Below are 24,932 nucleotides of genomic sequence, written 5' to 3' on the forward strand. Positions count from 1 at the left end.
ACAGGCAGGACTGTGCGATGACATCCACCAACCCTTCCACGGCAGATACCGCCCGCCGCAAATTCGCTTTGTCCGGCACGCTGCGCGGCCTTGGCATGCTGCCCGCCCTCGTGCTGATCGCCATCCTGTTCCAGCTCTTGTCGGGCTATGTCGAATCGGGCGGCCTGTCCTGGGCCAGCGGCCGCTTCATGAGCTGGAATAATCTGTCGATCGTGGCCCAGCAGGCCTCGATCAACACCGTGCTCGCCGCAGGCATGACCTTCGTCATCCTCACCGGGGGCATCGACCTGTCGGTCGGCTCGGTGCTCGCTGCCTCGGCGATGATCGCCCTGATCGTCTCGCTGATCCCGGGCTGGGGCATGATGGGGCTGGTGGCGGCCCTGGTGACCGGCGGCCTGCTCGGCCTGGTCAACGGCGCGCTGATCGCCTTCATGCGCCTGCCGCCCTTCATCGTCACGCTCGGCTCGATGACGGCGGTGCGCGGCCTTGCCCGCCTGTTCGGCGAGGACAAGACGATCTTCAATCCCAGCCTGCCCTTCGCCTTCATCGGCAATGGCACGCTCCTGGGCGTGCCCTGGCTGATGGTGATCGCACTCGCCACGGTGGTGGTGTCCTGGCTGATCCTGCGCCGCACCGTACTGGGGCTGCGCATCTACGCCATCGGCGGCAATGCCGAGGCCTCGCGGCTGTCGGGCATCAAGGTCTGGTCGATCCTGCTCATCGTCTATGGCATATCCGGCCTGCTGGCGGGCCTGGGCGGGGCGATGTCCGCCGCCAAGCTCTATGCCGCCAACGGGCTGCAGCTCGGCCAATCCTACGAACTCGACGCTATCGCCGCCGTGATCCTCGGCGGCACCAGCTTCGTGGGCGGCATCGGCTCGATCTGGGGCACACTCATCGGCGCCCTGATCATCGCCGTGCTCTCCAACGGCCTGATCCTGATCGGCGTCTCCGACATCTGGCAGTTCATCATCAAGGGCCTGGTCATCATCGGTGCCGTCGCTCTCGACCGCCTGCGATCCTCGGGTAGCGCCCGGACCTGAGCCGACCCGGCGAGCCCCACGGCCCACGCTTTCCCCGCCTTCGTTGCACGTGTAACGGAGGCGGTTTTCGTTTTGACATGGCAGAGCCGACCCCACGTTTGAAATAGGATCTGGCGGCGCAAGTCTCCGTGTCGACTATCATCCCGGTTTCATCGAAAACCGAGATCCTGATCTGAGACCAGGGCGCCGCTCCCAACATCATCTGCAGCACATTGAAGTTCAACAAACCTCTGCCGGCCGGGATTCACGGCGCTCTCACGCAACTATGCTAAAGCGTTTTGCGATTGGACGGAGTCACCTGGAGCCGCGAAGACGCGTCGAAGCAAATAGCTTGAGCAAATAAGCGCTCAGCCATGAACCAGCACCGAGATCGTCGGGCGAGGCGGCGGGCTCCAGGCGGCAAGAGGGGGCGACGGTGGACAAGCTCACAGGCACGCAAGTCTCCGAACTGGCCAAGGCCCTGTCGACAACCGTCAATCTCGATGATCTCAGCAACTTCGTCTATGTGGCAACCGGCGATCAGCTCGAGGTCTACTGGACCGACGTGAGGCAACCGCTGGTCTCCGTGCTGCGCGAGCTGGTCATTCGCCTCGAACAGGAGGGCCAGACCGGCAATTTCCTCAAGGCAGTCTACGTCAACCGTCCGCGTCGCGACGATATCCGCCAGCTCATCGCCCACCTGGCGCCGGAAGCGGCCGCCGAAATCCTGAGCAACCCCTATGATCTGGTGATGCTGGACAAGGATAATCGCCGCACACAGCCCAGCGATGCGACCTTGGGCCCCGGCCTGCAGCGCAACATCAAGCCCCATCTGCGCATGCTCGATCCTGCCCTGTGGATCGCCGGAATGACGCAGACGCTGCGCCGGGTTTGCCGCATCGAGATCGCCGGCAGCGCGGCCGGCACCGGCTTCCTGGTCGGGCCGCAAGCCGTGCTGACGAATTGGCATGTCGTCGAGGCTGCGGCCGGGCAGAACGATTTGCCAGGCATTTCCTGCCGCTTCGACTATGCCCGCAAGGCCGACGGTTCCTTCAACGAGGGCGAGGTGGTCGCGCTGTCCGACACCGCGCTGCTGCATCATCGCCCCTACGCGCCGGCCGAAATGACCGCGGCACCGGACGAGCCGCCACCGGCGGCGACCGAACTCGACTTCGCATTGCTGCAGCTCGCCGAGACCGCCGACACCGGACGTGGCTGGTTCGCCCTGCCTGAGCGGGACGGCGCCCTGAGCCAGGGCTCGCCCCTGATCATCGTCCAGCATCCCCATGGCGGGCCCGTCAAGCTGGCGATCGACACCGAGGCGATCCTGCCGACGCCCGCCCCGCCGGAGCGGCCAAGGCTGCGCTATGCCACCAACACCGACGCGGGCTCTTCGGGCTCACCCTGCCTGAGCCTGGAGTGGCAGCTTCTCGCCCTCCATCATTTCGGCGATCCGGCCTGGGGCGAGCCGAAATTCAACCAGGGCGTCCCGGCGGGATTGATCCGGGCTGATATCGAGGCGGCCGGCTTCGGCGCGGCCATTCCGGCGGCTTGAGGAAAGGGAGAACGGCATGGGCCTTGTCACACTCCCCCCTCAGAGCGTGATCTCGATCTCCAACGCCATCGGAGACCTGTGCACCTTTCGCGAACTCGGCGACCTCATGCAGATTTGCTACGGCACCTCGGTTGCCATCACCGGCGTGAGCTTTGCCGAGCAACCCCGGCGCAAGGTCGCCCGTGATTGCGTCGACTGGGCACAAAAATGCGGGATCCTGACCAACTTCGTCGCTATCGTCCTGCATGCCAAGAACGACAACACCGCTTTCAAGGAGCTGGTCACGCAGTTGATCCCCGATGCGCTGACTGCGCCGCCGAGCGTGGCGTCGCAGGTCGGCACCGTGGTCACCGGGCTCGACAGCCTCGCAGCCTACCTGGCCAAGGACGAGGTGTGCAAGAAGGCGAGCATCTCGAAGCAGCGGCTTACCGAAATCGGCCAACGCATCAACCTGCTGGCGGCCTATAAGGGACTGCACGACAGCCTTCATCACATTCAGATCAACCACACCCGCATCCTGCTGCAGGCCGTGGCGACCATGGACAACCCGATCAGCTTCGAGACGGTCCAGGTCTATATCTCGCAGGTCCGCGCCGCCGTCATCGCGATCCGCACCGAGATCGCGAGGCCTGGTGCAGACGAAATCCTCGTCGGTCTCGATCTTTCCTGGGTCGAGGACCTGGCAAGCAGCTCGCAGCGCTGCCAGGAAGGACTCGACGCCGACAAGCCTGGCCCGGTGCTCATCGCCATCCGGCAGATCGCCGCGATCAGCGATGGCCAGTCGGTGCAATTGAACAAGGGTATCTTCGATGCGGCGACGAAACTGCCCCTGCCGGAACTGGCCGGTGCCCTGATCGAGATCGGCGCAGCCGACACCGGGCTTTTGGCTGCGCTCGACGAGGCGATCGCCGCCCTCGGAGCCCTGCAGCGCAGCTTGATGAGCCGGATCGCGACACATAACCGCTTGCAGAAAGTGGAGCAGAATCTCTCGATCCTCGCCAGTTGCCTGGACGATCCCGGTGCCCTGATCGTGGACGAGATCGCCGCCTTGTGGCCGGAGACCAGGGTGATGCTGCTGAATCTGGCTGTGCTCGGCCTCGAACGGGCTGACATGACGGTGGATGCAGAGGATTGCGACAAGATCGATGCCTGCCTCCAGGATGTCGAGATCGCACAGCGCGACACCGCGTTCAACCTCAAGAGCGCCCCGACGATCCGGACCCTGCAGCGGGCCTTCTCGGCTTTTCAGAAGAATGCCAGCGCTCAGTTCTTCGCGCTCGACAGCCGGCTAAAAGCGGATTTCGACAGTGTCTTCCAGATCAGCGACCGCCTGAAGAACATTCTGGGGGCCGTGCAATGAGCGGGACAACGTCGCACCACCCGCCGATCTCCTTCGCAAGCATCACGGACATCAGCAACGAACATCTCGACCTGCTCAGGTCCAGCAGCCAGCGCAATGACGACAGTCCAGAGGCGCTCGCAGCCTTTCGCGATCGTATCGTCGCTTTCTTAGACCGTGTCGTGACAGCCGGCGCGCAGCTTGGAAAGGAGGGGGACCGCGAGACAGCCCAAGGCATCCTCGACTATTGGAGCCTCCAATTGCTGACCTGGTCGACGAGCGGAGCAAAACCCGAGCTCGATCTGCCACTGGCGCCCTATCATGAACCGCCGGAAGCGACCTTGCCGGCCGGCAAGACCGCGGCCAGGGCCCCGAAGGGCGAGACGACGGCGCAGGATGGCCGCGCCCAAGTCAGAATCGGCTCCCTTGCTTATCAATGGCGCCGGTCGAACCGGGCGCCCGGCTATCTGCTCACCGGCAACGCGCTGGCGGAAGCCGCCGGCTATCGCGACAAGGACCCGGAAATCGAGGCCTTCGTCAGTGCGAGCGAGGCGGCCGAACGCCGGACGCGCCAGATTCGCACCGGGTTCGTCGTCACGCTCATCCTGTCGATCGCCTTTGCCATTCTCGCTCTCATATCCTTCTTCCGAGAGAACGAAGCACGCAAGGAAGCCGATCGTCTGCGCGGGCAGGCGGAGGAGCTGTCGGCGGACAATGACAAACGGGCCCAGCGTTTCCTCAGGGCCGATGTTCAACTCCAGACGGAGCGGTTTCGGCACGAGGCCGAACTCAAGGACCTCGATGATCAGTTGCAGGCAATGAAACGCTCGCTCGAGGAAGCCCAGTCCAAACTCAAGGACGCCCTGGCTCCGACGCCATCGCCGACGATGAACCCCTCCCAACACATGTATCTGCGCGATTCGAATGCCGTGCTGACGCAGGCCATCGACCAGTCTCGCGCCTACAAGCTCCCGCCTCCACCCAAGCTGACGAACGGTGAACAGCTGCTCGCCAACGTCAACCTGATCGATGGCCCCAATGGCGATGTGCGGCGGACGACCACGGACAATCTCGTGCGGGCGCTGAGGGACGGCACCGTCTCGCCCGACGACCAGCGCATGCTCGTCGGCGCCCTCGTCAACATGCTGGGACGGCCGGCGGTCCAGAGCCTTACCCTGACGGGACGCTACAACGTGCTCTACATCCTCTCGACCATCACGCCAGCCCAATGGGCCTTGCCGGACTGGTCGGCCCTGCGCGACCGGGCGCGCATCGTCACCGCCGATCTGGTCGGCCCCAACGCGCAGAACGACCTCCCGATGGGAGCGGATTCGCAGAAGCTCTACCAGCAACTGGTGCAAAAGCTGCAATGAGGCCGTTGCGTGGAGCCGGCATTGCCCCTTTCAGCCCGCTTTCCCTTCCCTCTTGAACACCGCCAGCAGATTGCTGCGAATGCTGTCCTGGCGCTGCACCGAAGTGATCTTGGCGCCTGTGAGATCGGTGACATAAAACACGTCGACAGCCTTCTCGCCGAAGGTGGCGATATGGGCCGAGGCGATGTTAAGGTTGAGCTGCGAGATCGCCGTGGTCAGGTCATAGAGCAAGCCGGGGCGGTCAAGGCCCCAGACCTCCACTACCGTGTGGCGGTTCGACCATTCATTGTCGACCACCACCTCGGGCGCGACCTGGAAGGCCTTCTGCCGCGGCTTGATGGCGCTGCGCTTGGCCACGGCATCCGGCAGGCGGATGGTGCCGGTGAGCGCCTGTTCCATCGCCTGGGCGATGCGCCCTGCCCGGCGCAGCTCGTCCTCGTCCTGCGGAAACTCGCGGCTGACGAAGATGGTGTCGAGTGCCAGGCCGTCCGTGGTGGTGTTGATCTGGGCGTCGACGATATTCGCGCCAGAGGCGGCGCAGGCGCCGGTGATGATCGACAACAGGCGCGGATGGTCGGGGGCGAGAATGGTCAGCTCGGTCACGCCGCGGAAGGCATCGGTGGCGACTTCGGTGGCGAGCGTTTCGCCACGTTCGCGCGCGGCGCGGATGAAGCGAGCATGACGCAGGCGACGCGGCAGCTCGACCTTGAGCCAATAAGGCGGGTAATGGCGCGCCACATAGGCATCGACCTCCGCAGCGCTCCAGTCGGACAGGCCGGCCCTGAGTTCGTCCTGGGCCAGTTGAACGCTGGCGCGCCGGTCGGATTTGGAGTGGCCGCCGGCCAGCACCAGCTCGGTTTCCCAGAACAGCGAGCGCAGGAGCTGGCCCTTCCAGCCGTTCCAGACGCCTGGCCCCACCGCCCTGATATCCGCCACGGTGAGGATGAGCAGCAGCTTCAGCCGCTCCAGCGTCTGCACGGTGCCGGCGAAAGTTTCGATGGTCTTGCGATCGGAGATGTCGCGGGACTGCGCCGTCATCGACATCACCAGATGCTGCTCGATCAGCCAGGACACCGTATCGGTCTGGCCCGGCGTCAGGCCGAGGCGAGGCCCCAATCGCTTGGCGATCTTGGCACCGGCGAGCGAATGGTCTTCCGGCCGGCCCTTGGCGATGTCGTGCAGGAAGGTGGCGACATAGAGCGCGGTGCGGTTCTGGATGGTCGGCATGATCTCGTTGACGAGGGGATGCTCGTCACCACCCTCGCCTCGGTCGATGTCGGCGAGTTCGCCGACCGAACGCAGGAGATGCTCGTCCACCGTGTAGCGGTGATACATGTTGAACTGCATCATCGCCACGACCTTGCCGAAATCGGGAATGAAGCGGCCGAGAACGCCGGCCTCGTTCATGCGCCTGAGCACAGTCTCGGGCGCGTTGCGCGATGTCAGGATTTCCAGGAACAGCCGGTTGGCCTCGACATTCTCGCGCAGCGCCGCGTTCACCAGCTTGAGCGAGCGGGTGACGAGGCGCATCGCATCGGGATGCAGAGCGAGCGAATGCAGATCGGCGAGATGGAACAGCCGGATCAGGTTGACGGGGTCGCGCGCGAACACCTGATCGTTGACGATGTTGAGCCGCCCCGTCTCGATCACGAAATCCTTGGTGCCGATCAGGGCCTGGCGCTGGCTGCGGCGGAAGGGAGCGATGAAGCGATCCAGCATCGCCTTGGGCTTTTCCTGGCGCGCTTCCAGCGCAGCACAGACGATGGCAGTGAGATCACCGACATCCTTGGCCACCAGGAAATAATGCTTCATGAAGCGCTCGACGCCGCGCAAGGCACCGCGATCCGAATAGCCCAGAAAGGCCGCGATCTCGCGCTGGAGATCGAAGGTCAGGCGCTCCTCGGCGCGGTGGGTGAGGAAATGGATGGCGCAGCGCGTCGCCCATAAAAAATCCTCGGCCAGGGTGAACTGACGATATTCGCGCCGGGTGAACAAGCCGGCCTCGACGAGATCGGCGGCATCCCTGACGCGATAGACATATTTGGCGATCCAGTAGAGCGTGTTGAGATCGCGCAGGCCGCCCTTGCCTTCCTTGACGTTCGGCTCGACCCGGTAGCGCGAATTGCCAGCCTTGATCAGGCGCTCGTCGCGCTCGGCGAGCTTGGCCGCCACGAATTCCGTCGCCGTCAGTTGTACGAGCTCGCGATCGAAACGGCTGGCAAGCTCGCTCGCCAGCCCCATATCGCCGAGGATCGGGCGCGCTTCGAGCAAAGCAGTGCGGATGGTCATGTCGCTGCGGGCGAGACGCAGGCATTCGTCGATCGACCGCGTGGCGTGGCCGACCTTCTGGCCGAGATCCCACAATACGTAGAGGATGGCCTCGGTGACGCTCTCGCCCCAGGCCGTCTGCTTGGACGGCAGCAGGAAGAGCAGATCGATGTCCGAGCCGGGCGCAAGGGTGCCGCGACCATAGCCGCCCACGGCGATGACCGCCATGCGCTCGCTCGCCGTCGGATTGTGGGTGGTATAGACGTAACGCGTCACATAGGCGTAGCTGGCCCGGATGATCTCGTCCTCGAGCCAGGACAGGCGCTGGGCGCAGGCCGTGCCGAGACGGTCCTCGCTGAACCAGGTATGGATGGTCTCGCGGCCGTCGCGCAAAGTGGCCTTGAGCAGGGTGACCACCGCCAGGCGCAAGGCATCGGCATGGCCCTCATGCTCCAGTGCCAAGGCATCGATCTCGGCTTCGAGCGCCATGCGGTCGAGGACGAGGTGGAGCTCACGATCGGGCTTGTCGAGCATTGCAGGCCTTGGGAAGAAGGGTGTCGGAGCGCGGACATCCTGTCCGCTCTTCCCATCCTGCGGATACGGCATCGGTGCGGACAGCATGTCCGCGCTCCAGTTATCCCTTCTTGGCGCTATCGCGCTTGGCTTTCAAGGAAAACAAGGCGTCGAGCGCCTGGCGAGGCGTCATGTCGTTGGGGTCGAGCGCATCGAGGGCTTCCGTCAGTTCGTCCCGCGCCTTGACGGCGGGCTGGGCCGTTGCCCGCGGGGCTGCCGCGAACAAGGGCAGATCGTCGACCAGGCGGGCCGCCGGAGCCTGGCGATCGGTCGCCTCGAGCTGCGCCAGCACGGCCCGCGCCCGTTCCACCACGGCGGCCGGCATGCCGGCGAGCTTGGCGACCTGGATGCCATAGGAGCGGTCGGCCGCGCCGGCCACCACCTCATGCAGGAAGACGACGTCGCCATGCCATTCGGTCACCCGCATGGTGGCATTGGCCAGCCGCGGCAGCTTCTTCGTCAGCTGGGTGAGCTCGTGATAATGCGTGGCGAACAAGGCCCGGCAATGATTGACGGCGCTGAGGTTCTCGATCGCCGCCCAGGCGATGGAAAGCCCGTCGAAGGTGGCGGTACCGCGGCCGATCTCGTCGAGGATGACAAGCGCGCGCGGCCCAGCCTGATTGAGGATCGCCGCCGTCTCCACCATCTCCACCATGAAGGTGGAGCGTCCACGCGCCAGGTCGTCGGCGGCGCCGACACGCGAGAACAGCGCATCGACGGCCCCGATATGGGCCGATCTCGCCGGCACGAAGGAACCGATCTGCGCCAAGACCGCGATCAGGGCGTTCTGGCGCAGGAAAGTCGACTTACCAGCCATGTTCGGGCCAGTGAGCAGCCAGATCTTGCCGGCGGCCTGCTGTCCTTCCGCCTCACCGCTCAGCTCGCAGTCATTGGCGACGAAGGGCTTGCCCTCGCGCTTCAGCGCCCGTTCCACCACGGGATGGCGGCCGCCCTCGATGGCGAAGGCGAGCGAAGTGTCGACGAGCGGGCGGACATAGTTTTCCTCGTCGGCCAGGACGGCGAGCGCCACGATGACGTCGAGCAGAGCCAGCGCTTCGGTAGCGGCCCGGATGGCAGCGTTGTCGCCGAGCAGGGCGGCAGCGAGATCGGAGAAGATCTGAAGTTCGCTCGCCAGCGAGCGCTCGGCCGCCGAGGCGATGCGCGATTCCAGTGTCGAAAGCTCGGCGGTGGAGAAGCGCATGGCACCGGCCATGGTCTGGCGATGCACATAGGTCTCGCGCAGGCCCGGCTGCAGAAAGGCCTCGCCAGCCTGCTGCGGCACCTCGACGAAATAGCCGATCATGTTGTTGTGCTTGATCTTGAGCTGGCGGACCTGGCTCTCCTCGGCATAGCGCGCCTGCAGGCCGGCGATGACGCGCCGGCTCTCGTCGCGCAGAGCCCGCGTCTCGTCGAGGGCCTGGTCATAGCCGGCGCGGACAAAGCCGCCATCGCGCTTGAGCAGCGGCAGATCGTCCTGCAGGGCCGCGGCAAGGCGCGCCGCCAGGCCCTGGTCCGGCCTTGCGAGGGCCGACAGGACACCGGCGAGCACCGGCGGCAACTCGGTTTCGCGCTGCCGCAGCAGGGTTTCGATACCGGCAATGCCAACGAGCCCTTCCCTGAGCGCCGCCAGATCGCGCGGGCCGGCCCGGTCGAGGGCGAGGCGCGCCATGGAGCGGGCGATATCAGGCGCCGATTTCAGCCGAGCCCGGATCTGGCCGCGCAGCAGGGCCTGTTCGGCGAAGAAGGCCACCGCGTCCTGGCGCAGGGCGATGGCCTCGGGCTGCAGCAGCGGGCTCGCCAGCCATTGCGCCAGCAGACGACCGCCGGCGGCCGTCACCGAGCGGTCGATCGCATCGAACAAGGATCCGGCACGCTCGCCGCCGAGCGTGCGCGTCAGTTCCAGATTGGCTCTTGTGGCGGCATCGACGGCCATATGCGCATTGGCGCCGTCCCGGCGGGGCGGAGCGAGCGCCGGCTTCTGGCCGACCTGGGTGCGCAGGATGTAGGTGACGAGGCCGGAAGCGGCGACCAGTTCGGCCCGCGAGAAGGTGCCGAAGCCATCGATGGTGCCCACATCATAGAAGGCGGCGAGACGGCGCTCGGCCTGGGAGCCGTCGAAGACGTCGCGCCCGACCGGCGTGACGGCAGCGCGGCATTCGCGCCAGAGGGAGGCCAGCGAAGCCTCCTCATGCACCGTCTCGGCCATGACGACTTCGGAGGGGTCGAGACGGGCGAGTTCTGCCGGCAGCCCCGCCTCGTCGCATTCCGACAAGCCGAACTCCCCGGTGGAGATATCGGCAAAGGCAAGGCCATAGCGGGCCTCGTCGTCGGAAATGCGCAGTCGCGCCAAAGCCAGCAGCAGATTGGCGCGCGTCGGCTCCAGCAGCGTCTCTTCGGTGATGGTACCGGGCGTGACCAGGCGGACCACGCCGCGCTTGACCACCGATTTGGAGCCGCGCTTCTTGGCCTCGGCCGGATCCTCCATCTGCTCGCAGACCGCGACACGGTGGCCATGGGCGATCAGGCGCTGCAAATATTCGTCCGCCCTGACCACCGGCACGCCGCACATGGCGATGTCCTCGCCCTGGTGCTTGCCGCGCTTGGTCAGAACGATACCGAGCGTCTTGGAAGCGATCTCGGCATCCTCGAAGAACAGCTCGTAGAAATCGCCCATGCGATAGAACAGCAGGGCGCCGGGATGGCCGGCCTTGATCTCGAGATATTGCGCCATCATCGGCGTGACGGGAGCAGACGCGTCGGCGGTGTCGAGTTTGCGGGGCGTGGAGGTCATGGCGGCACGCTAGCAGATGCGGGCGGAGGGAGCACGAGCTGGGGGCCGGCACGTTGTGGATAGGTTGGGGGGCCGGTCCTCAGACCAGCCTGTAACCGGCGCGCTCTCCGGTAGGAAGATGCCCGGTCCCCCAATGTCATTGACGCTCCGGAACGAACATGGCCTGTTGTCGCCCGATTCAACCTCGTGAAAGCCCGACCATGCCGCAACCGCTCACGCCCGACATCATCGTGCCCGAAGCCTTCGATCCCGCGGCCGAGGCCGAACGGCGCGTCGCCTTCCTGGCCGATTATCTGAAGGCTTCGGGAGGGCGCGCTTATGTACTCGGCATTTCGGGCGGCGTCGATTCGCTCACTGCGGGCCTGCTGGCCCAGGCCGCCGTCGAACGGTTGCGAGCCGAGGGATATGACGCCCGGTTCCTGGCCATGCGCCTGCCCTATGGCGTGCAGGCAGACGAGAAGGATGCGCAGCACTCCCTGGCGACCATCAAGGCCGATCGCGTCGTCACCGTGAACATCAAGCCGGCGGCCGACGCGATGATGGCCGAGCTTACACGCGAAGCCGGCGACCTGATCGAGGGCGCGCGCGCCGATTTCCACCACGGCAACATCAAGGCACGCCAGCGCATGATCGCCCAGTTCGGCCTCGCCGGGGCCGTGCGCGGCCTCGTCATCGGCACGGACCATGCGGCCGAGGCGGTGATGGGTTTCTACACCAAATTCGGCGACGGCGCCGCCGACATCCTGCCGCTCGCCGGCCTGAACAAGAGACGGGTGCGGGCCCTCGCCGCCCATCTGGGTGCACCGCGCGAGCTGGTGTTCAAGGTGCCCACCGCCGATCTGGAGACCAATGTGCCGCTGAAGCCGGACGAGGACGCCTATGGCGTGACCTATGACGAGATCGACGACTTCCTGGAGGGCAAGGCGATCAGCGAAGCCTCGCATCAGCGCATCCTGTCGACCTATCGCACCAGCGCCCATAAGCGCGCTTTGCCGGTGGCAGCCGGCTAACCTCCCGGCACTGGGCCGGGATTGATGTCGACAATACCGATCAGAAAAATTATCTATAAATCATGAGCACCCCCAAGGACGACACCATTGCCATCCGCATCGCCAAGGTGCTGGCGGATCGCATCATCTCCGGGGTGATCGAGCCGGACGCCCGGCTGCGCCAGGACCATGTCGCCGAAGAGTTCGCCACCAGCCACGTGCCGGTGCGCGAGGCTTTCAGGCGCCTGGAGGCACAGGGCCTGGCGGTGAGCGAGCCACGGCGCGGCGTGCGTGTCGCCGCCTTCAACCTGGAAGAGGTGAAGGAGGTCGCGCAAATGCGTGCGGCTCTGGAAGTGCTGGCCCTGCGCCAGGCCGCACCGCACCTCACCGCCACCATCCTCGACGAGGCCGAGGAAGCAACCAAGGCTGGCGACCGGTCGCCCGACGTGCGGTCCTGGGAGGAGGCCAATCGCCGCTTCCACCGGCTCATCCTCGCGCCCTGCCGCATGCCGCGCCTGCTGGCGGCGATCGACGACCTCCATGCCGCCAGCGCCCGTTTCCTGTTCGCGGCCTGGCGCTCGGAGTGGGAAACCCCGACCGACCAGGATCACCGCGCCATCCTCTCGGCGCTGCGGGCGGGCAAGGTCGACGATGCCGCCGGCACCCTGACCCGGCATGTGCAGCGGGTCGGCCTGAAGCCGGTCCGGTCGGCCTCCGGTGCCACGCGGGAAGCCTTCGCCATCATCGGCTGAGCCCCCCGGGTGCGCGGGCATCTCGCCCGCTCTTCTCATCCGGCAGGTACAGCGGTTCCAAGGGCGGGCAAGATGCCCGCGCACCCGGATATTGCCAATCGTCCCATTTTGTGACCTCTATAGATCATCGAATTCAAGATTATCTATAATTTCTAGCGGAGCCCCCATGTCGCACAGCGCCACACCCTCCCTTATCCCGGCTTTCAGCCCTCTCGACATCTCCAGGCGCTCCCTCGGTTGGCAGGCGGCAGCCGTGGTCGCAGGCACGGCCGTACTGGCCCTGGCATCCCATATCCAGGTGCCCATGTTCCCAGTGCCGATGACCATGCAGACGCTGGCCGTCACCCTGATCGGTGCGCTCTATGGCTGGCGGCTCGGCGCCATCACGGTTCTGGCCTGGCTGGCTGAGGCCTGGATGGGCATGCCGGTCACCGCGACGGGAAGCATCGGCGCCTTGCTGTTCGTCGGTCCGACGGCTGGCTATCTGATCTCCTTCCCGCTCGTCGCTGCTCTCTGTGGCTTGCTGGCCGAGCGCGGCTGGAATGGCAACCGCCCGGTTCTCGCCTTCGTCAACATGACCTTGGGCAATGCCCTCTGCCTGGCGATCGGCGGTGCCTGGCTTGGCGCCCAGATCGGCGTGGAAAAGGCCCTCCTGCTCGGCGTGGTGCCCTTCCTGCTCGGCGGCCTCCTGAAGTCGGTCATCGGCGCCGTCACCCTGATGGCCCTGGTTCGCGGCAAGGCCGGCGCTGCCCGGTGACGGTGCGGCTTCGTGCCCACCATCTCCTCTGCATGCTGACCTATGTCGGCAAAGGCTATAGCCCCGGCTTCGTCGCCAATTACGACGCCATCGCAGTGCGATTGAGCCAGGGTGAAGACATCGTGATCGTGGCGGGGCCTGATGATATCTGCGCCCCGCTGCTGCAACAGGCCGATTCGCATTGCCACGAGCCGCGGATCGACCAGCGCGACGAACTCGCCATCCGCGACGTCGGCGCCCTGATGCGCCTGCCTATCCGCACCGGCACCCGCATCGCCCTGACTCCGACCTTGCTGGCACGCTTCCGTGGTGCCTTCGCCGCCAATCTGACGCGTTCAGCTTGTGTGGGCTGCGAATGGTCGGGCCTGTGCAGCGCCGTGGCTCGCGACCGCTACCAGGAGTCCCGCGTGAGGCGGGATTGAGGTAAGAGGGAAGCGCCAGCCGACCACCTCACACCGCAGCTCTGTCCGCCATGCGCATTCTCGATATCCGCGAACGCAGCGTTCCGATCTCCCGCTACGCCGGCCCGGCCCGGCAGGGCGCGCTGACGACCAGCGTTGTCGCCATCATCACGGATGTGGTGAAAGCCGGCCGGCCGATCGTCGGCTATGGCTATGCCTCGGTCGGCCGCTATGCCCAGAGCGGGTTGATCCGCGAACGCTTCGCCCCGCGGCTACTGCAGGCTCAGGCGGAAACCCTGATCGGCGATGACGGCAATCTCGATCCTTTCAAGGCCTGGCAGGCGATGATGACGGGCGAGAAACCCGGCGGGCATGGCGAGCGCTGCGTCGCGATCGGTGCCCTCGACATGGCGCTGTGGGACATCGCCGCCAAGGCGGCTGAACTGCCGCTTCATGCCCATCTCACCGGCCGTTTCGGCGCCGTTTCCACCGAAACGAACAAAGTCCGCGTCTATGCGAGCGGTGGCTATCGCCATCCCCGGGACGACCTCTCTTTGCTGGCCGACGAGATGCGCCGCTTCGCCGATCTCGGCTTTTTCAATGCCAAGATGAAGATCGGCAGCGCCGGCCTCGACCAGGATCTTCGCCGCATCGAGGTGGCCGTCGCCGCGCTGGGAGCACCCGGCCGCCTCGCCGTCGATGCCATGAACGCCTATGACCGTTCGGCCGGCCTGGAGGCAGCCACGAAGCTTTCGCCCCTTGGCCTGTGGTGGTTCGAGGACATCTGCGACCCGCTCGACTTCGAAACCCAATCCGCTTTGGCATCGGCCTATACGCCGCCGATCGGCGCGGGCGAGGCCCTGTTTTCGGCGGCGGAGGCCAGGCTCCTCGCCCGCCATGGCGGCCTGCGGCCGGATCGGGACGTGCTGCTGTTCGACCCCGTGCATTGCTACGGCCTGCCCGGCTATCTCCAGATCGTCGAGGCCGTGACCTTGGAAGGCTGGGCGAGACAGGCCTTCTGGCCGCATGGTGGGCACCTGTTCGGCCTTCATCTCGCTGCGGCCCTGGGCCTCGGCGGCGCCGAGGTCACCCCCTTCGCCTTCCAGCCCTTCTGCGGCCTTGCCGACGACAGTGTGATTGCCGATGGCTATGTAACACTGCCACAGGCCGAGGGCATCGGTTTCGAGACGAATACGGCGCTGAAGACGCTGTTCAGGGAGCTTGCAGGATAGGGCGCGCCTGGAGCGCTGACATCTTGTCCGCCTCTTTCTTGAAGCGTAGTGGTTCCAAGAGCGGGCTGGAAGTCCGCGCTCCAAGTCGTGCCCCCAGGGATTGACGTAGCCCCGAGCAACTGCCACTTGAGCCGGCATGATCCCCAAATCCCCTGAACCCGGCTTCGGCGTTTACGTGCATTGGCCGTTCTGCCTGGCCAAATGCCCGTATTGCGACTTCAACAGCCATGTCCGCCAGGGCGGCGTCGACCAGACCGGCTATGTCGGGGCCTATCTCCGCGAGATCGCCCATATGGCCGACATCGCGCCGGGGCGACAGGTCCAATCGATCTTCTTCGGCGGCGGCACGCCCTCGCTGATGGAGCCGAAGACGGTCGGGGCCATTCTCGATGCCATCGGCGGCGCCTGGACCATCGCGCCCGATGCCGAGATCTCGCTGGAAGCCAATCCGACCAGCGTCGACGCCACGCGCTTCGCCGGCTACCGCGCCGCCGGGGTCAACCGCGTCTCGCTCGGCGTGCAGGCCATGAACGATGCCGATCTCAAGCGCCTGGGCCGCATGCATTCGGTGGCCGAAGCCATGGCTGCCGTCGAGATCGCCGCCAAATCCTTCGAGCGCTATTCCTTCGATCTGATCTATGCCCGCCCGGACCAGCGGCCTGGGGATTGGCAGGCCGAGCTCGACGAGGCCATCGACCGGGCCGCCGAGCACCTCTCGCTCTACCAGCTCACCATCGAGCCGGACACCATGTATGAACGCCTGGTCGCCGCCGGCAAGCTTATCCCGATGCCGGACGAGGATGCGCGCGTGCTGTTCGACATCACCCGCGAAACCTGCGAGCGACGCGGCCTTCCGGCCTACGAAATCTCCAACCACGCCCGCCCCGGCGCCGAATGCCGGCATAATCTGGTCTATTGGCGCTATGGCGAATATGCCGGCATCGGCCCGGGTGCCCATGGACGCCTCATCGATGCCAATGGCATGCGCCGCGCCCTTTCGACCGAACGCAGCCCCGAGAAATGGCTCGCGGCGGTCCGCACGAACGGCCATGGCCTCGTCGACGATCAGGCCCTGACGGCGGACCAGCAGGGCGACGAAATGCTGCTGATGGGCCTGCGCCTCGCCGAGGGCATCGATCTTGCCCGCCTCGCCCGGTTGCGCGGCCGGCCCATGGCGGAGGCTACGTTGGCCGGCCTGCAGCAAAACGGCATGATCGAGCGCCGGGAAGACCGGGTTCGCGTTACCCGCGCGGGCTTTCCGCTGCTCGATGCGGTGGTGGCGGAGTTGGCAGCCTGAGCGCCAGATGTCGCAGGATCGCCTGCACCGCGGCGCCGGCATCGCCGTCGCGGTCGTGCCCGCCGGGCCGCGCGATGCGCTCGGCTCCCGCAAGTTGGGGCAAGGTGCAGGCGCTGCGTTCTTCCCGGCCATAGAGACAGACCACCTTGCGAACGGGAAGGCCGCGCAGCATTGGCGCGACCGGCGTATCGTCCGCCGCCGGCAAGTTCAGCATTTCCAGGAGCGAGATGCGGAAATTGGCCTCGGCCAAAAGGCTTATCAAGGCAATCAGCCTGGTTTCCCGTTGCGTTTTCGCCGAAAGCAACGGCCAGGCGAAAGGCAGCGCGTCGGCACCGAAGGAATAGCCAGCTAGGACGATGCGGCCGGCATGCCAACGCCGGCGATAGACGGTGAGGACACGCTCGATATCCCGTGCCAGCTCGACAGGCGAGCGTTTGGTGAAGAAATAACGGCGCGCATCGAGCCCGACGACACCAACGCCGGCCCGGGCGAGGCGGCGAGTCAGGCTTCGTTCCAGCCTTCCCCAACCGGTATCACCCGACAGGAAGAGTACGACCGCGCCGTGTCCGGCCGGCGGCGCCGAGATCTCGAGCGGCAGGTCCACGAGTCGGCTATCGGTTGCGGAGGCTTGGGCGGCAGCGATTTGTGCTGAGCCGAACAGCATCATGGCGGTTGCCAGCCCCGCGGCAACGGCACGCCAGCCCGATCGCCCGCGCAAACGGCTACCCAACCTGCCAGGGTTCGACCAATCCCTGGCGCAGGGTCTCGCTATAGGCCCCCTTGTCGATGGTGCCGACAATCTCCTTGTCGAAGGTGATTTCGACATCGAAGCGATGGCGGGCCGAGAGCTGGCGCAAATGCTCGATCAGCGCGATGGCGCCGGCAAAATCGGCTTTTTCGCCGGCGATGGTCTCTCCGGCAAGGCTGGCGCGCACCGGCAGCTCCACCGCGCAGCCCGTGTCCGGATCGGTCTCGCTAACCTTGTGCTTGAAGGCATCAGGCGCCTCGATCGGCCACTCCACGCCATCGGCGAACTCCTCGATCTCATCGATGATATCATCCATGGCATCCTCGCCGCTGATGCCGAGGAGATGGAAGGTCAAGGTGTGGATCTTGCGGGCAGCGCTCATCAGGCTCTCGTTTTAGCGGATCACTGCTGACAGGAAGATGTCAGCAGACAGGCTTTATCAAGAGCTACAGCGAAGATTGGAAAGGAACAAGCCATGGCTCTCAAAGGCAGCTGCCATTGCGGCGGCACGACATTCGAGTTGAGCGAGGCGCCGCAGGAGGTGACACGCTGCACCTGCAGCTTCTGTTCCAAGCGCGGCTCGCTCTGGGCCTATTACAAGCCCGAGCAGTTCCGGCTGACCTCGCCGCCCGAACAGGTCGCGACCTATCGTTGGGGGTCGAAGACCATCCAGCATCACTTTTGCGCAACCTGCGGCTGCGGCACCTATACGCAGACGCCGGACTGGTCGACCGGCGAGCCCGATTTCGACAATCCCAAGATCAGCATCAACGCCAGGCTCTTCGACGATTTCGACCTGGAGGCCGTGCCCGTCACCGTCATCGACGGCCGGAACCTGTGGTAGCCACGCCGGCGGTCAATCCTTCCGGTCGGCACGAAGCGGCTGCCACATCGATACGGAGCGAGGTTCCGCCAGCAATTCGGGCAGAGCCTTGTGCCAGGCCTGCCGATAGGGCCGGTTGAGCTGCACGTCGAGCACCTCCTGATGATCGACCCAGGTTTCGTGAAGCAGGAAACGGCAGGGATCGGCGGGATCGCCATGGAGCGTGGCGTTCACGAAGGTCGCTTCATGACGCATCGTGTCCAACAATGTGTTCAGCATGCCGAGGAAGCGCTCGCGCTGCCCGGGGTTGACGACAAAGCCGATCAGATAGGTCACGCTCATTTGACTGTCCTCCTGCGGCATTCCCGCCGCCAACGCCACCGAGGATAGTGAGCGGGTCGAGGAAGGCGATTACCTTGGGCGTAATCGCGTGCCACCTCGGCTCCCGGCACAATGGCGGCCTCTCAACCCGGAGGAACCGCCATGACCGCACCTTTCGTCGAGATCGCCGATGGCCACCGTCTTTTCGTTCGCGACTGGGGCCAGGGCGCTCCCGTGCTACTGCTTGCCGGCTGGGCAATGGATTCCGGCATCTGGGCGCAAACCATGATCGGGCTCAACGCCCAGGGACTGCGCACCATCGCCTATGATCGGCGCGGCCATGGTCACTCGAGCGATCCGGGCACCGTCGATTTCGACGCGCTAGCGGACGACCTCGACGCCGTGATCACTCAGCTCGGCCTCAGCGACCTCACCGTGGTCGCCCATTCCTGCGCCGTCGGCGAAGTGCTGCGCTATATCAGCCGCCACGGGGCAGGGCGGATCGGGCGCATCGTCCTGGTCGGGGCCCAGGGCCCCTGCCTCGTCGCCGGACCGGGCAACGATCAGGGGCGGCCGAGGGAAGCCATCGAGGCCCTGATGGAACAGCTTGCCGACAACCTGCCGGCCTGGCTCGAGGCCAATATCGAACCTTTCGCACCCGGGGCCAGCAAGCACACCCTGGACGGGCTTGTAGACATGGTGCTGGGCGGTTCGCGGCGCATCCTGATCGATCTGCAGCGCGCGATCGTGGAGACCGATTTGCGCCCCGAAGCCACCGCCCTCAGGGTGCCTGTCACGCTGATCCATGGCGACCGCGACGTCTCGGCACCGCTGGAAAGCACCGGCAAGCGCTTCGCCGCCCTGATCCCGGAAGCCGAGCTGCTGGTCTATGAAGGCATAGCCCACGGCGTGATGGTGACCCATGCCGCCAAGCTGGCGAGGGACATTGCCCGGATAGCCATCCGGCAGGCGGCCGCGGCAGCCTGACCTCGGTCGGGTTTGTTTCCAGGCCTATTTCCTGGGCTGCAGGCAATTCACTGGCAGGGCCGGATTACCGAACCAGATCTCGAAGGTGTTGGGGCGCGAATCCCGCGCCCCACTCCAGCTCGTCGACAGATCCTTGGTGGTGAGCTGCAGGCCGACGGAAGCGAAGAGTTCGGCGAGGCTTTCGGCGCGCTTGCGGTCGGATGCCTTGAAGTAGCGCAGTTCATGCGCTTCGCCCGACCATTTGGCTGATAGCACCGACGGGAATGTGATGGCCGCCTTGTCGCCGTCCTTCATCTCGTCGAGCAGGATATTGGCACAGGGGCGCTGCATGTCGTTGAGCGCGTGCACGAAGATGCGGCTCGGCAACCTTGCCGTCGCCTCCTCATAGGCCGACTTCACCGAGGTGTTGACGAGCGAGGCCTTCTGCACCGCGTTCTCCAGCAGGGGCAGCAAATCGCGGTCCGAAGACGAATTGGCATAATCGAGCTGCGCGGTGATGAACTCCACCGGCACCTTGTCGTTCTTGAGGAGATATTCGAACATGGCGACGCCATATTTGCGCTTCTCCGGCGCGGCATCGGTCATCAGGTCGATCATGGTGCGCAGATCGGCGAGATTCTGCTGCCACCGCGTGTAGTACCAGCCGATCCCGGCCACGGTGAGCGGGATCAGCGCCGTCGACAAAAGCTGCGGCAGGACTTCACGCCAGGGGCGAGGCAGTGACATAGGGGAACTCCGGGCAGAGTTCCCTGCTTAGCGCCGAATCACCATGCCAGCCATGCCCGGCACGGCCAGGCGCACGTCTCCCCACAGGATCCGCACGCCCGGTACCGAATGCCGGTCGCGAACGGCTTCAGACCACGCTGAGGCGGACGTCGAGATTCTTGCGGGTCGCCTCAGAATAGGGGCAAACGATGTGGGCCTTGGCGACGAGATCCTCGGCACGGGCATGGTCGATACCCGGCAGCGCGACGGCAAGAGCGACATCGAGGCCGAAGCCGGCACCATCGTCACGCGGTCCGATACCGACCGTGGCGGTGACGCTGGCATCCTCGGGAAGGGTAACCTTTTCCTTGCCGGCCACGAAACGCAGCGCGCCCATGAAGCAGGCGGCGTAGCCGGTGGCGAACAACTGTTCCGGATTGGTGCCGGGGCCACCGGCGCCGCCGAGTTCCTTGGGCAGATCCAGCTTGACCGAAAAATGGCCATCCACGGTACCGGAGCGACCGCCGTCGCGGCCATTGTGATCGGAACGGGCTGCGGTGGTGTAGAGAACCTTCATGACGAACTCCCTTCGGGTTGAATACACGCTCTATATCGCACACATTTATATCGTGCGCGATATTTATTTTGACAGGAGGAGCATTTTTTCGGAAAGGCGATTTTTGGCGGGAAAGTCTGCGAAAATGATTCTGCATCCCTGTCGTGTGCGATATGATTCGCGGCTGAAGCTCGCCGGCTAGGCTTGTGCAGCCGGCACCGAACGTTGCGCCAAAGGAGGCACCGATGGAATCGTCTTCCAACGAGTTCACGCCGCTGCTCTTGCAGAACCAGCTCTGCTTCGCGCTCTACGCCGCCAACAATGCCTTTGGCCGTTCCTACAAGCCTCTGCTTGATCCGCTCGGCCTGACCTATCCGCAATATCTGGTCATGCTCTGCCTGTGGGAGCGGGACGGACTCAAGGTCGGCGAGATCGGCGCCCGGCTCTTCCTGGAAACCAATACGTTGACCCCCTTGCTCAAGCGCCTGGAGGCAGCGGGGCTGCTGAAACGCCGGCGCGACAGCCATGACGAGCGCCAGGTTCGCATCTCCCTCACCGCCGAAGGCAAGGCCCTGCGCGAGAAGGCCCGCGTCGTGCCGTCCCAGATCACCACGAACACCGGTCTCGAAGCCGGCCAGGCGGGCGCCCTCAAGGACTGGCTGGAATGGCTGCGGGAAGCCCTGGACCTGCATCAGAAACAGGCAAGCGATGCGGCATAGCGGCAGCTTGGCCCTTATACGCAAGCGATACTAAATTCGTCATTGTGACCGTAGCGAAGCAATCCAGTCCGACCGGCATGCGAGAGTATGGATTGCTTCGCTGCGCTCGCAATGACGTGACATGAACCGATCTCTTCGGGACAGGTCGTCAGCCTTCGCCGCCGGCCTTGCGCCACACCAGGATCGCCGCGGCGAGGTCCTTCAACGCACTGCCGATCGACTTGAACAGCGTCGCTCGACGCACGGCCACAGACCCCACTCCCTGGCGGCCTCCCTGGGTTACCGTAACTACGCAAGGTACTGAAGCCGGATCTGCAGAAAGACCGCGAGTTGTAGGGTAAAAGTTAGAACCACGAAGCACGACACTGGAAGTCTAAAGAAATATTCGCTAGCTTCCTTCAAGTGGAAAGATCTTCCTCTTGCAGAATGAGGGACAGGTGCAGAAATTAATTCTGGCCTGCGTGGCAGGCGTCCTGGTGGTTGCGGTGGGAGGCTATTTTGCTTTCCAAACTTACAGACATACCTTTTCCGTCACCGTGAGTTGCCTGCAAGACAAAGACATCATGAGGAAAATCGATGGCTGCACTCAAATCATAGATGCCGCAGAAAGCTCTAAACGAAGCTTCATTACAATACAAAGCCTCAGCTTGCCTGCCGCTTATCTCAATCGTGGCTATGCTTATATAAAAATTTCAAAACATGATGAGGCTCGAAAAGATCTCAATAAAGCAATCGAGCTGCAACCGACACTTGCAATGGCCTACAACAATCTCGGCTGGCTCGACATGGTCGCAGGAAATCTGGAAAGTGCGAACAAAAATCTAAAACAGGCAATAAATATAGATAAAACATTGGGTTTTGCATGGAACAACCTCTGCGACTTGCAGGAATCAATCGGGAATCACACTGAAGCAGTGAGGATTTGTTCTCATGCAATCGAATTGAGTCCTAAGCACACGGACAATTTCATCTACCGCAGCGATGCCTATCTTTCTCTCGCTGAAAGCACCCAGACGACACAGAACGACTCTGCGCAGCGACAGAATTACAAGAACGCTCTATCCGATATCGACGTTGCCATAAGCCTTTCTCCGGCGGAGGCTCATGGGCATAATGAACGGTGCCGCGTCCTCATCGCGAAGCTGGACTATGCCGGAGCCATTGCCAGCTGTGAAACGGCCATAAAACTCAAGCCAGACTTTGCTGCTCCTTATGCCAATCGCGGTTTGGCAAGCCTGCGCCAAGGCGATGCCTCGCTCGCGCTGGCGGATTTCGACAAGGCCATCCAGCTCGATCCGAAACTGCTGCAGGTCTACGGTTTGCGCGCGGAGGCTTTTGAAATGGCCGGTGACGTCGACAAAGCCCTGAAAGCGTCACAAGACACGATCGCACAATTCCCCGATGAGGCATCTGCGTTCTCGGATAGAGCGATCATCAACTTTACGATTGGCAATTTTCATGCTGCGGCCGAGGATTTCTCAACAGCCTTGAACCGTAACGACTTCGTTTACAGTAAGCTTTGGCGTTATCTATCCCTGGCGAGGGCAGGAGAGGACGGAATGAGCAAGCTCACGCAAGATGCCGATAGCGTGAAGGACAAGAGCTGGCCTTATCCTGTTCTCGAGTTCTATCTCGGCCGACGCGATTCGAACGCCATGATGGCGGCGGCTGAGAACGATAACCAACGTTGCGAAGCAACATTCTATCAGGGTGAATGGCTGGTGCTTCAACACAATGTGGGTGATGCAACCGCCCTCCTGAAGAAGACCATAGACACCTGCCCTAAGACGTTCGTCGAATACAGGCTCGCGCAAGCCGAGTTGAAGCGTTTGGCACGATAAGGGGGCTTGCGGCGGAAGCTCGTTCGAGGCCGGCGGTCTCTCGCCGTCAGCGCTCGGCCTTCTTCCACACCAGGATCGCCGCGGCGAGGTCCTCCAACGCACTGCCGATCGACTTGAACAGCGTCACCGCCTCGCTCGAATCACGGCCGGGATGCCTCCCCCGGGTGAGGTCGGCCAGATCGGCCCGGATATCATCCTGACTGATCGTGCCGGCCTTGAGGGCCAGAGCGATGTCGCCGCCCTCGATCAGGGCACCCGGCGTGTCGACGAACAGATCGCTGGCACGTACGGCCTCGTCATCGGCCTCGCGCATCTGCAGATTGAAAGCGCCGACCAAGTCCAGATGCATGCCCGGCCGCAGCCAGGCTCCCTTGACCAAGGGCAGGTTGGACAGCGTGGCGCAGGAAATCACGTCGGCTGTGCGCACCGCGCGCTCGAGATCCGGCTCGTATCGAGCCGTAATCCCCTGCTGGCCCAGTTCCTCCACCAGCTTTTCGGCGCGTTCCGCCCGATGGTTCCAGATCGCCACATCGCTGATCGGTCGCTGGCTGGCATGGGCGCGGATGAGGAAGGGTGCCAGCGCGCCAGCGCCCACCATGGCAAGGCGGTTCGCATCAGGCCGGGCCAGATAGGAGGCGGCGAGCCCCGAAGCGGCGGCCGTGCGCCAATGGGTCAGCCGGGTGCCATCGATCGCCGCCAGGGGCGCCCCGGTTTCGCCCGACATCAAGACATAGGTGCCGAGCACGGCCGGCAGGCCGCGGGCGCCATTGGCCGGGAACACATTCACCAGTTTGGTACCGAGGAAGGCGCCCGGCCCCGGTGCATCGCCGGTCCAGGACGGCATGATCAGGGCAGTGGCCGCAGCGGCGCCGTGGCCGATTTCAAGATGCTGGCGTGGCGGCGTGACGAAATCGGCCGCAAAGGCCGAGCGCAATGCCTCGATCAGATCGGGAAAGGTCAGAAGGCCATCGATCTCATCGGCGGTGATGACGCGCATGGCTGTTTCGTCCGAGGCAACAAGAAGGTTTTGGCCGTATGGCCCGGAGCGGGAAGTATAACCGATCCGGTTGCAGGAAACAGATCGGCCTACAGCATCGTTTTTGCCGAAAACCGGTGCCCACTTTTCGGCACGATGTTCCGATCAGGGCGAAACGATCACACCGGGAGCGTCAGAACGGCACGCTCGAAGGCAGGACGGCATGGCTGTCGCGTGCTTCGGGTACGGGGCCAGCCTGGCTACGCAGGCGGTCGAGCTCATTGCGATTGCGCTCCACCTCGACCTGGGCGACCCGCGCGGCGCGGCGGAAACGGCTCTGCTTCAGCCAGACGGTGATCCCGCCGATCAACATGCCGACAAGCAGGACCCCGAACAGGATCAGGAACATCGGCAGATGCAATGTGGTCGCTTCGGCGCCCGGCGCTGTGGGATCGTAGGACAAAGCTACGCCTTCGGCGATCCATTGCTTGTTCGCGATGGCAAAGGCCGCCATCACGATCAGGGCCAGAATCAGGATGAAATAATAGAATATGCGCTTCATGACCTGCCCCGCTCCGGCACGATAACTGTGTCAGGCCGTCGACTTGTTCAGTCGCAGCCGCATGTCCTTGCCGGTCTTGAAGAAAGGCACGAATTTCTCGTCCACGGGCACATGCGCGCCGGTACGCGGATTGCGGCCGATGCGAGCGGGACGGGCCTTCACCGAAAAAGCCCCGAAGCCGCGCAGCTCGACCCGGTCGCCCTTGGCCATCGCATTGACGATCTCGTCGAGGATGGCATTGACGATGTTTTCGATGTCGCGCTGATAGAGGTGCGGATTGGCTTCCGCAATCTTCAGAACCAATTCGGATTTGATCATTTTCGTTCCCGTGAGTCGCCGGTCTTG

At 64.3% G+C, this 24,932-nt stretch carries 24 protein-coding genes; 14 read left to right on the forward strand and 10 right to left on the reverse strand.

Features of this window, described 5'->3' with window-relative positions:
• The first annotated feature begins 17 nt into the window (after positions 1–17).
• The 4 genes from ACN6KF_RS20975 (at position 18) to ACN6KF_RS20990 (ending at position 5,289) form a co-directional block, all read left to right on the forward strand.
• A complete protein-coding gene (locus ACN6KF_RS20975) occupies positions 18–1,043 on the forward strand; it encodes an ABC transporter permease subunit (protein ID WP_434958706.1) in 1,026 nt (341 codons plus the stop codon).
• 415 nt (positions 1,044–1,458) lie between these two features.
• The gene (locus ACN6KF_RS20980; RefSeq protein ID WP_434958707.1) at positions 1,459–2,577 is read left to right on the forward strand and encodes a trypsin-like peptidase domain-containing protein; all 1,119 of its coding nucleotides are present in this window, start codon (positions 1,459–1,461) and stop codon (positions 2,575–2,577) included.
• A gap of 16 nt (positions 2,578–2,593) precedes the next feature.
• Positions 2,594–3,937: a hypothetical protein gene (locus ACN6KF_RS20985; protein WP_434958708.1), complete on the forward strand. Its 1,344-nt coding sequence runs from the start codon at positions 2,594–2,596 to the stop codon at positions 3,935–3,937.
• Positions 3,934–5,289: a PspA/IM30 family protein gene (locus ACN6KF_RS20990; RefSeq protein ID WP_434958709.1), complete on the forward strand. Its 1,356-nt coding sequence runs from the start codon at positions 3,934–3,936 to the stop codon at positions 5,287–5,289. The genes ACN6KF_RS20985 and ACN6KF_RS20990 overlap by 4 nt, the downstream gene beginning before the upstream one ends.
• A gap of 30 nt (positions 5,290–5,319) precedes the next feature.
• On the opposite strand, the gene ACN6KF_RS20995 is transcribed toward ACN6KF_RS20990, so the two are convergent.
• Both ACN6KF_RS20995 and mutS read right to left on the reverse strand, forming a co-directional pair.
• Positions 5,320–8,091 carry a [protein-PII] uridylyltransferase gene (locus tag ACN6KF_RS20995; protein WP_434959729.1) on the reverse strand — a complete coding sequence of 924 codons (2,772 nt, stop codon included), beginning with the start codon at positions 8,089–8,091 and terminating at the stop codon, positions 5,320–5,322.
• A gap of 100 nt (positions 8,092–8,191) precedes the next feature.
• The gene (mutS, locus tag ACN6KF_RS21000) at positions 8,192–10,921 is read right to left on the reverse strand and encodes a DNA mismatch repair protein MutS (protein ID WP_434958710.1); all 2,730 of its coding nucleotides are present in this window, start codon (positions 10,919–10,921) and stop codon (positions 8,192–8,194) included.
• 200 nt (positions 10,922–11,121) lie between these two features.
• On the opposite strand from mutS, the gene nadE reads away from it, so the two are divergent.
• The 6 genes from nadE (at position 11,122) to hemW (ending at position 16,349) form a co-directional block, all read left to right on the forward strand.
• The gene (gene nadE / locus ACN6KF_RS21005; protein ID WP_434958711.1) at positions 11,122–11,931 is read left to right on the forward strand and encodes an ammonia-dependent NAD(+) synthetase; all 810 of its coding nucleotides are present in this window, start codon (positions 11,122–11,124) and stop codon (positions 11,929–11,931) included.
• A 62-nt stretch (positions 11,932–11,993) separates the two neighbouring features.
• The gene (locus ACN6KF_RS21010; protein WP_434958712.1) at positions 11,994–12,662 is read left to right on the forward strand and encodes a GntR family transcriptional regulator; all 669 of its coding nucleotides are present in this window, start codon (positions 11,994–11,996) and stop codon (positions 12,660–12,662) included.
• Between the two features lie 166 nt (positions 12,663–12,828).
• Positions 12,829–13,419: a biotin transporter BioY gene (locus ACN6KF_RS21015; protein WP_434958713.1), complete on the forward strand. Its 591-nt coding sequence runs from the start codon at positions 12,829–12,831 to the stop codon at positions 13,417–13,419.
• Entirely contained in the window at positions 13,416–13,841 is a 426-nt protein-coding gene (locus ACN6KF_RS21020) for a DUF1284 domain-containing protein (protein ID WP_434958714.1), read from the forward strand. Before ACN6KF_RS21015 ends, ACN6KF_RS21020 begins: the two co-directional genes overlap by 4 nt.
• 50 nt (positions 13,842–13,891) lie before the next feature.
• A complete protein-coding gene (locus ACN6KF_RS21025) occupies positions 13,892–15,052 on the forward strand; it encodes an enolase C-terminal domain-like protein (RefSeq protein WP_434958715.1) in 1,161 nt (386 codons plus the stop codon).
• A gap of 136 nt (positions 15,053–15,188) precedes the next feature.
• A complete protein-coding gene (gene hemW, locus ACN6KF_RS21030) occupies positions 15,189–16,349 on the forward strand; it encodes a radical SAM family heme chaperone HemW (RefSeq protein ID WP_434958716.1) in 1,161 nt (386 codons plus the stop codon).
• Here hemW and ACN6KF_RS21035 read toward each other — a convergent pair.
• Both ACN6KF_RS21035 and ACN6KF_RS21040 read right to left on the reverse strand, forming a co-directional pair.
• A complete protein-coding gene (locus tag ACN6KF_RS21035; RefSeq protein ID WP_434958717.1) occupies positions 16,294–17,067 on the reverse strand; it encodes an AcvB/VirJ family lysyl-phosphatidylglycerol hydrolase in 774 nt (257 codons plus the stop codon). The genes hemW and ACN6KF_RS21035 overlap by 56 nt on opposite strands.
• Positions 17,068–17,071: 4 nt before the next feature.
• Positions 17,072–17,479, reverse strand: coding sequence for a hypothetical protein (locus ACN6KF_RS21040; RefSeq protein ID WP_434958718.1), 408 nt, complete (start codon positions 17,477–17,479; stop codon positions 17,072–17,074).
• Between the two features lie 93 nt (positions 17,480–17,572).
• On the opposite strand from ACN6KF_RS21040, the gene ACN6KF_RS21045 reads away from it, so the two are divergent.
• Positions 17,573–17,941, forward strand: a complete 369-nt coding sequence (locus tag ACN6KF_RS21045; RefSeq protein ID WP_434958719.1) for a GFA family protein — start codon at positions 17,573–17,575, stop codon at positions 17,939–17,941.
• Between the two features lie 12 nt (positions 17,942–17,953).
• Here ACN6KF_RS21045 and ACN6KF_RS21050 read toward each other — a convergent pair whose 3' ends face one another.
• Positions 17,954–18,262: a putative quinol monooxygenase gene (locus ACN6KF_RS21050; protein ID WP_434958720.1), complete on the reverse strand. Its 309-nt coding sequence runs from the start codon at positions 18,260–18,262 to the stop codon at positions 17,954–17,956.
• A 141-nt stretch (positions 18,263–18,403) separates the two neighbouring features.
• Between ACN6KF_RS21050 and ACN6KF_RS21055 the strand changes: the two genes are divergently transcribed.
• Positions 18,404–19,228: an alpha/beta fold hydrolase gene (locus ACN6KF_RS21055; RefSeq protein WP_434958721.1), complete on the forward strand. Its 825-nt coding sequence runs from the start codon at positions 18,404–18,406 to the stop codon at positions 19,226–19,228.
• 24 nt (positions 19,229–19,252) lie between these two features.
• On the opposite strand, the gene ACN6KF_RS21060 is transcribed toward ACN6KF_RS21055, so the two are convergent.
• Both ACN6KF_RS21060 and ACN6KF_RS21065 read right to left on the reverse strand, forming a co-directional pair.
• A complete protein-coding gene (locus ACN6KF_RS21060; RefSeq protein WP_434958722.1) occupies positions 19,253–19,954 on the reverse strand; it encodes a hypothetical protein in 702 nt (233 codons plus the stop codon).
• A 127-nt stretch (positions 19,955–20,081) separates the two neighbouring features.
• Entirely contained in the window at positions 20,082–20,510 is a 429-nt protein-coding gene (locus ACN6KF_RS21065; RefSeq protein WP_434958723.1) for an organic hydroperoxide resistance protein, read from the reverse strand.
• A 224-nt stretch (positions 20,511–20,734) separates the two neighbouring features.
• On the opposite strand from ACN6KF_RS21065, the gene ACN6KF_RS21070 reads away from it, so the two are divergent.
• Both ACN6KF_RS21070 and ACN6KF_RS21075 read left to right on the forward strand, forming a co-directional pair.
• A complete protein-coding gene (locus tag ACN6KF_RS21070; protein ID WP_434958724.1) occupies positions 20,735–21,208 on the forward strand; it encodes a MarR family winged helix-turn-helix transcriptional regulator in 474 nt (157 codons plus the stop codon).
• 437 nt (positions 21,209–21,645) lie between these two features.
• A complete protein-coding gene (locus ACN6KF_RS21075) occupies positions 21,646–23,049 on the forward strand; it encodes a tetratricopeptide repeat protein (protein WP_434958725.1) in 1,404 nt (467 codons plus the stop codon).
• Between the two features lie 46 nt (positions 23,050–23,095).
• On the opposite strand, the gene lhpI is transcribed toward ACN6KF_RS21075, so the two are convergent.
• The 3 genes from lhpI to ihfB all read right to left on the reverse strand — a co-directional run bounded on the left by lhpI (position 23,096) and on the right by ihfB (position 24,905).
• Entirely contained in the window at positions 23,096–24,046 is a 951-nt protein-coding gene (gene lhpI, locus ACN6KF_RS21080; protein WP_434958726.1) for a bifunctional Delta(1)-pyrroline-2-carboxylate/Delta(1)-piperideine-2-carboxylate reductase, read from the reverse strand.
• Positions 24,047–24,218: 172 nt separating this feature from the next.
• Positions 24,219–24,587: a LapA family protein gene (locus tag ACN6KF_RS21085; RefSeq protein ID WP_434958727.1), complete on the reverse strand. Its 369-nt coding sequence runs from the start codon at positions 24,585–24,587 to the stop codon at positions 24,219–24,221.
• Between the two features lie 30 nt (positions 24,588–24,617).
• Complete coding sequence (ihfB, locus tag ACN6KF_RS21090) at positions 24,618–24,905, reverse strand: integration host factor subunit beta (protein WP_434958728.1); 288 nt, start codon at positions 24,903–24,905, stop codon at positions 24,618–24,620.
• Positions 24,906–24,932 lie beyond the last annotated feature (27 nt).

This window comes from Labrys methylaminiphilus subsp. lupini (genome assembly GCF_051161885.1).
Classification (GTDB): Bacteria; Pseudomonadota; Alphaproteobacteria; order Rhizobiales; family Labraceae; genus Labrys.

Coding starts and splice junctions, on each gene's coding strand:
- ACN6KF_RS21050 (WP_434958720.1), bottom strand. CDS start 18,262: ATGAGCGTGACCTATCTGATCGGCTTTGTCGTCAACCCCGGGCAGCGC.
- ACN6KF_RS21065 (WP_434958723.1), bottom strand. CDS start 20,510: ATGAAGGTTCTCTACACCACCGCAGCCCGTTCCGATCACAATGGCCGC.
- ACN6KF_RS21025 (WP_434958715.1), top strand. CDS start 13,892: ATGCGCATTCTCGATATCCGCGAACGCAGCGTTCCGATCTCCCGCTAC.
- ACN6KF_RS20995 (WP_434959729.1), bottom strand. CDS start 8,091: ATGCTCGACAAGCCCGATCGTGAGCTCCACCTCGTCCTCGACCGCATG.
- hemW (WP_434958716.1), top strand. CDS start 15,189: ATGATCCCCAAATCCCCTGAACCCGGCTTCGGCGTTTACGTGCATTGG.
- ihfB (WP_434958728.1), bottom strand. CDS start 24,905: ATGATCAAATCCGAATTGGTTCTGAAGATTGCGGAAGCCAATCCGCAC.
- ACN6KF_RS20985 (WP_434958708.1), top strand. CDS start 2,594: ATGGGCCTTGTCACACTCCCCCCTCAGAGCGTGATCTCGATCTCCAAC.
- mutS (WP_434958710.1), bottom strand. CDS start 10,921: ATGACCTCCACGCCCCGCAAACTCGACACCGCCGACGCGTCTGCTCCC.
- ACN6KF_RS20975 (WP_434958706.1), top strand. CDS start 18: ATGACATCCACCAACCCTTCCACGGCAGATACCGCCCGCCGCAAATTC.
- ACN6KF_RS21070 (WP_434958724.1), top strand. CDS start 20,735: ATGGAATCGTCTTCCAACGAGTTCACGCCGCTGCTCTTGCAGAACCAG.
- ACN6KF_RS21010 (WP_434958712.1), top strand. CDS start 11,994: ATGAGCACCCCCAAGGACGACACCATTGCCATCCGCATCGCCAAGGTG.
- ACN6KF_RS21015 (WP_434958713.1), top strand. CDS start 12,829: ATGTCGCACAGCGCCACACCCTCCCTTATCCCGGCTTTCAGCCCTCTC.
- lhpI (WP_434958726.1), bottom strand. CDS start 24,046: ATGCGCGTCATCACCGCCGATGAGATCGATGGCCTTCTGACCTTTCCC.
- ACN6KF_RS21055 (WP_434958721.1), top strand. CDS start 18,404: ATGACCGCACCTTTCGTCGAGATCGCCGATGGCCACCGTCTTTTCGTT.
- ACN6KF_RS21045 (WP_434958719.1), top strand. CDS start 17,573: ATGGCTCTCAAAGGCAGCTGCCATTGCGGCGGCACGACATTCGAGTTG.
- ACN6KF_RS21060 (WP_434958722.1), bottom strand. CDS start 19,954: ATGTCACTGCCTCGCCCCTGGCGTGAAGTCCTGCCGCAGCTTTTGTCG.
- nadE (WP_434958711.1), top strand. CDS start 11,122: ATGCCGCAACCGCTCACGCCCGACATCATCGTGCCCGAAGCCTTCGAT.
- ACN6KF_RS20990 (WP_434958709.1), top strand. CDS start 3,934: ATGAGCGGGACAACGTCGCACCACCCGCCGATCTCCTTCGCAAGCATC.
- ACN6KF_RS21040 (WP_434958718.1), bottom strand. CDS start 17,479: ATGAGCGCTGCCCGCAAGATCCACACCTTGACCTTCCATCTCCTCGGC.
- ACN6KF_RS21085 (WP_434958727.1), bottom strand. CDS start 24,587: ATGAAGCGCATATTCTATTATTTCATCCTGATTCTGGCCCTGATCGTG.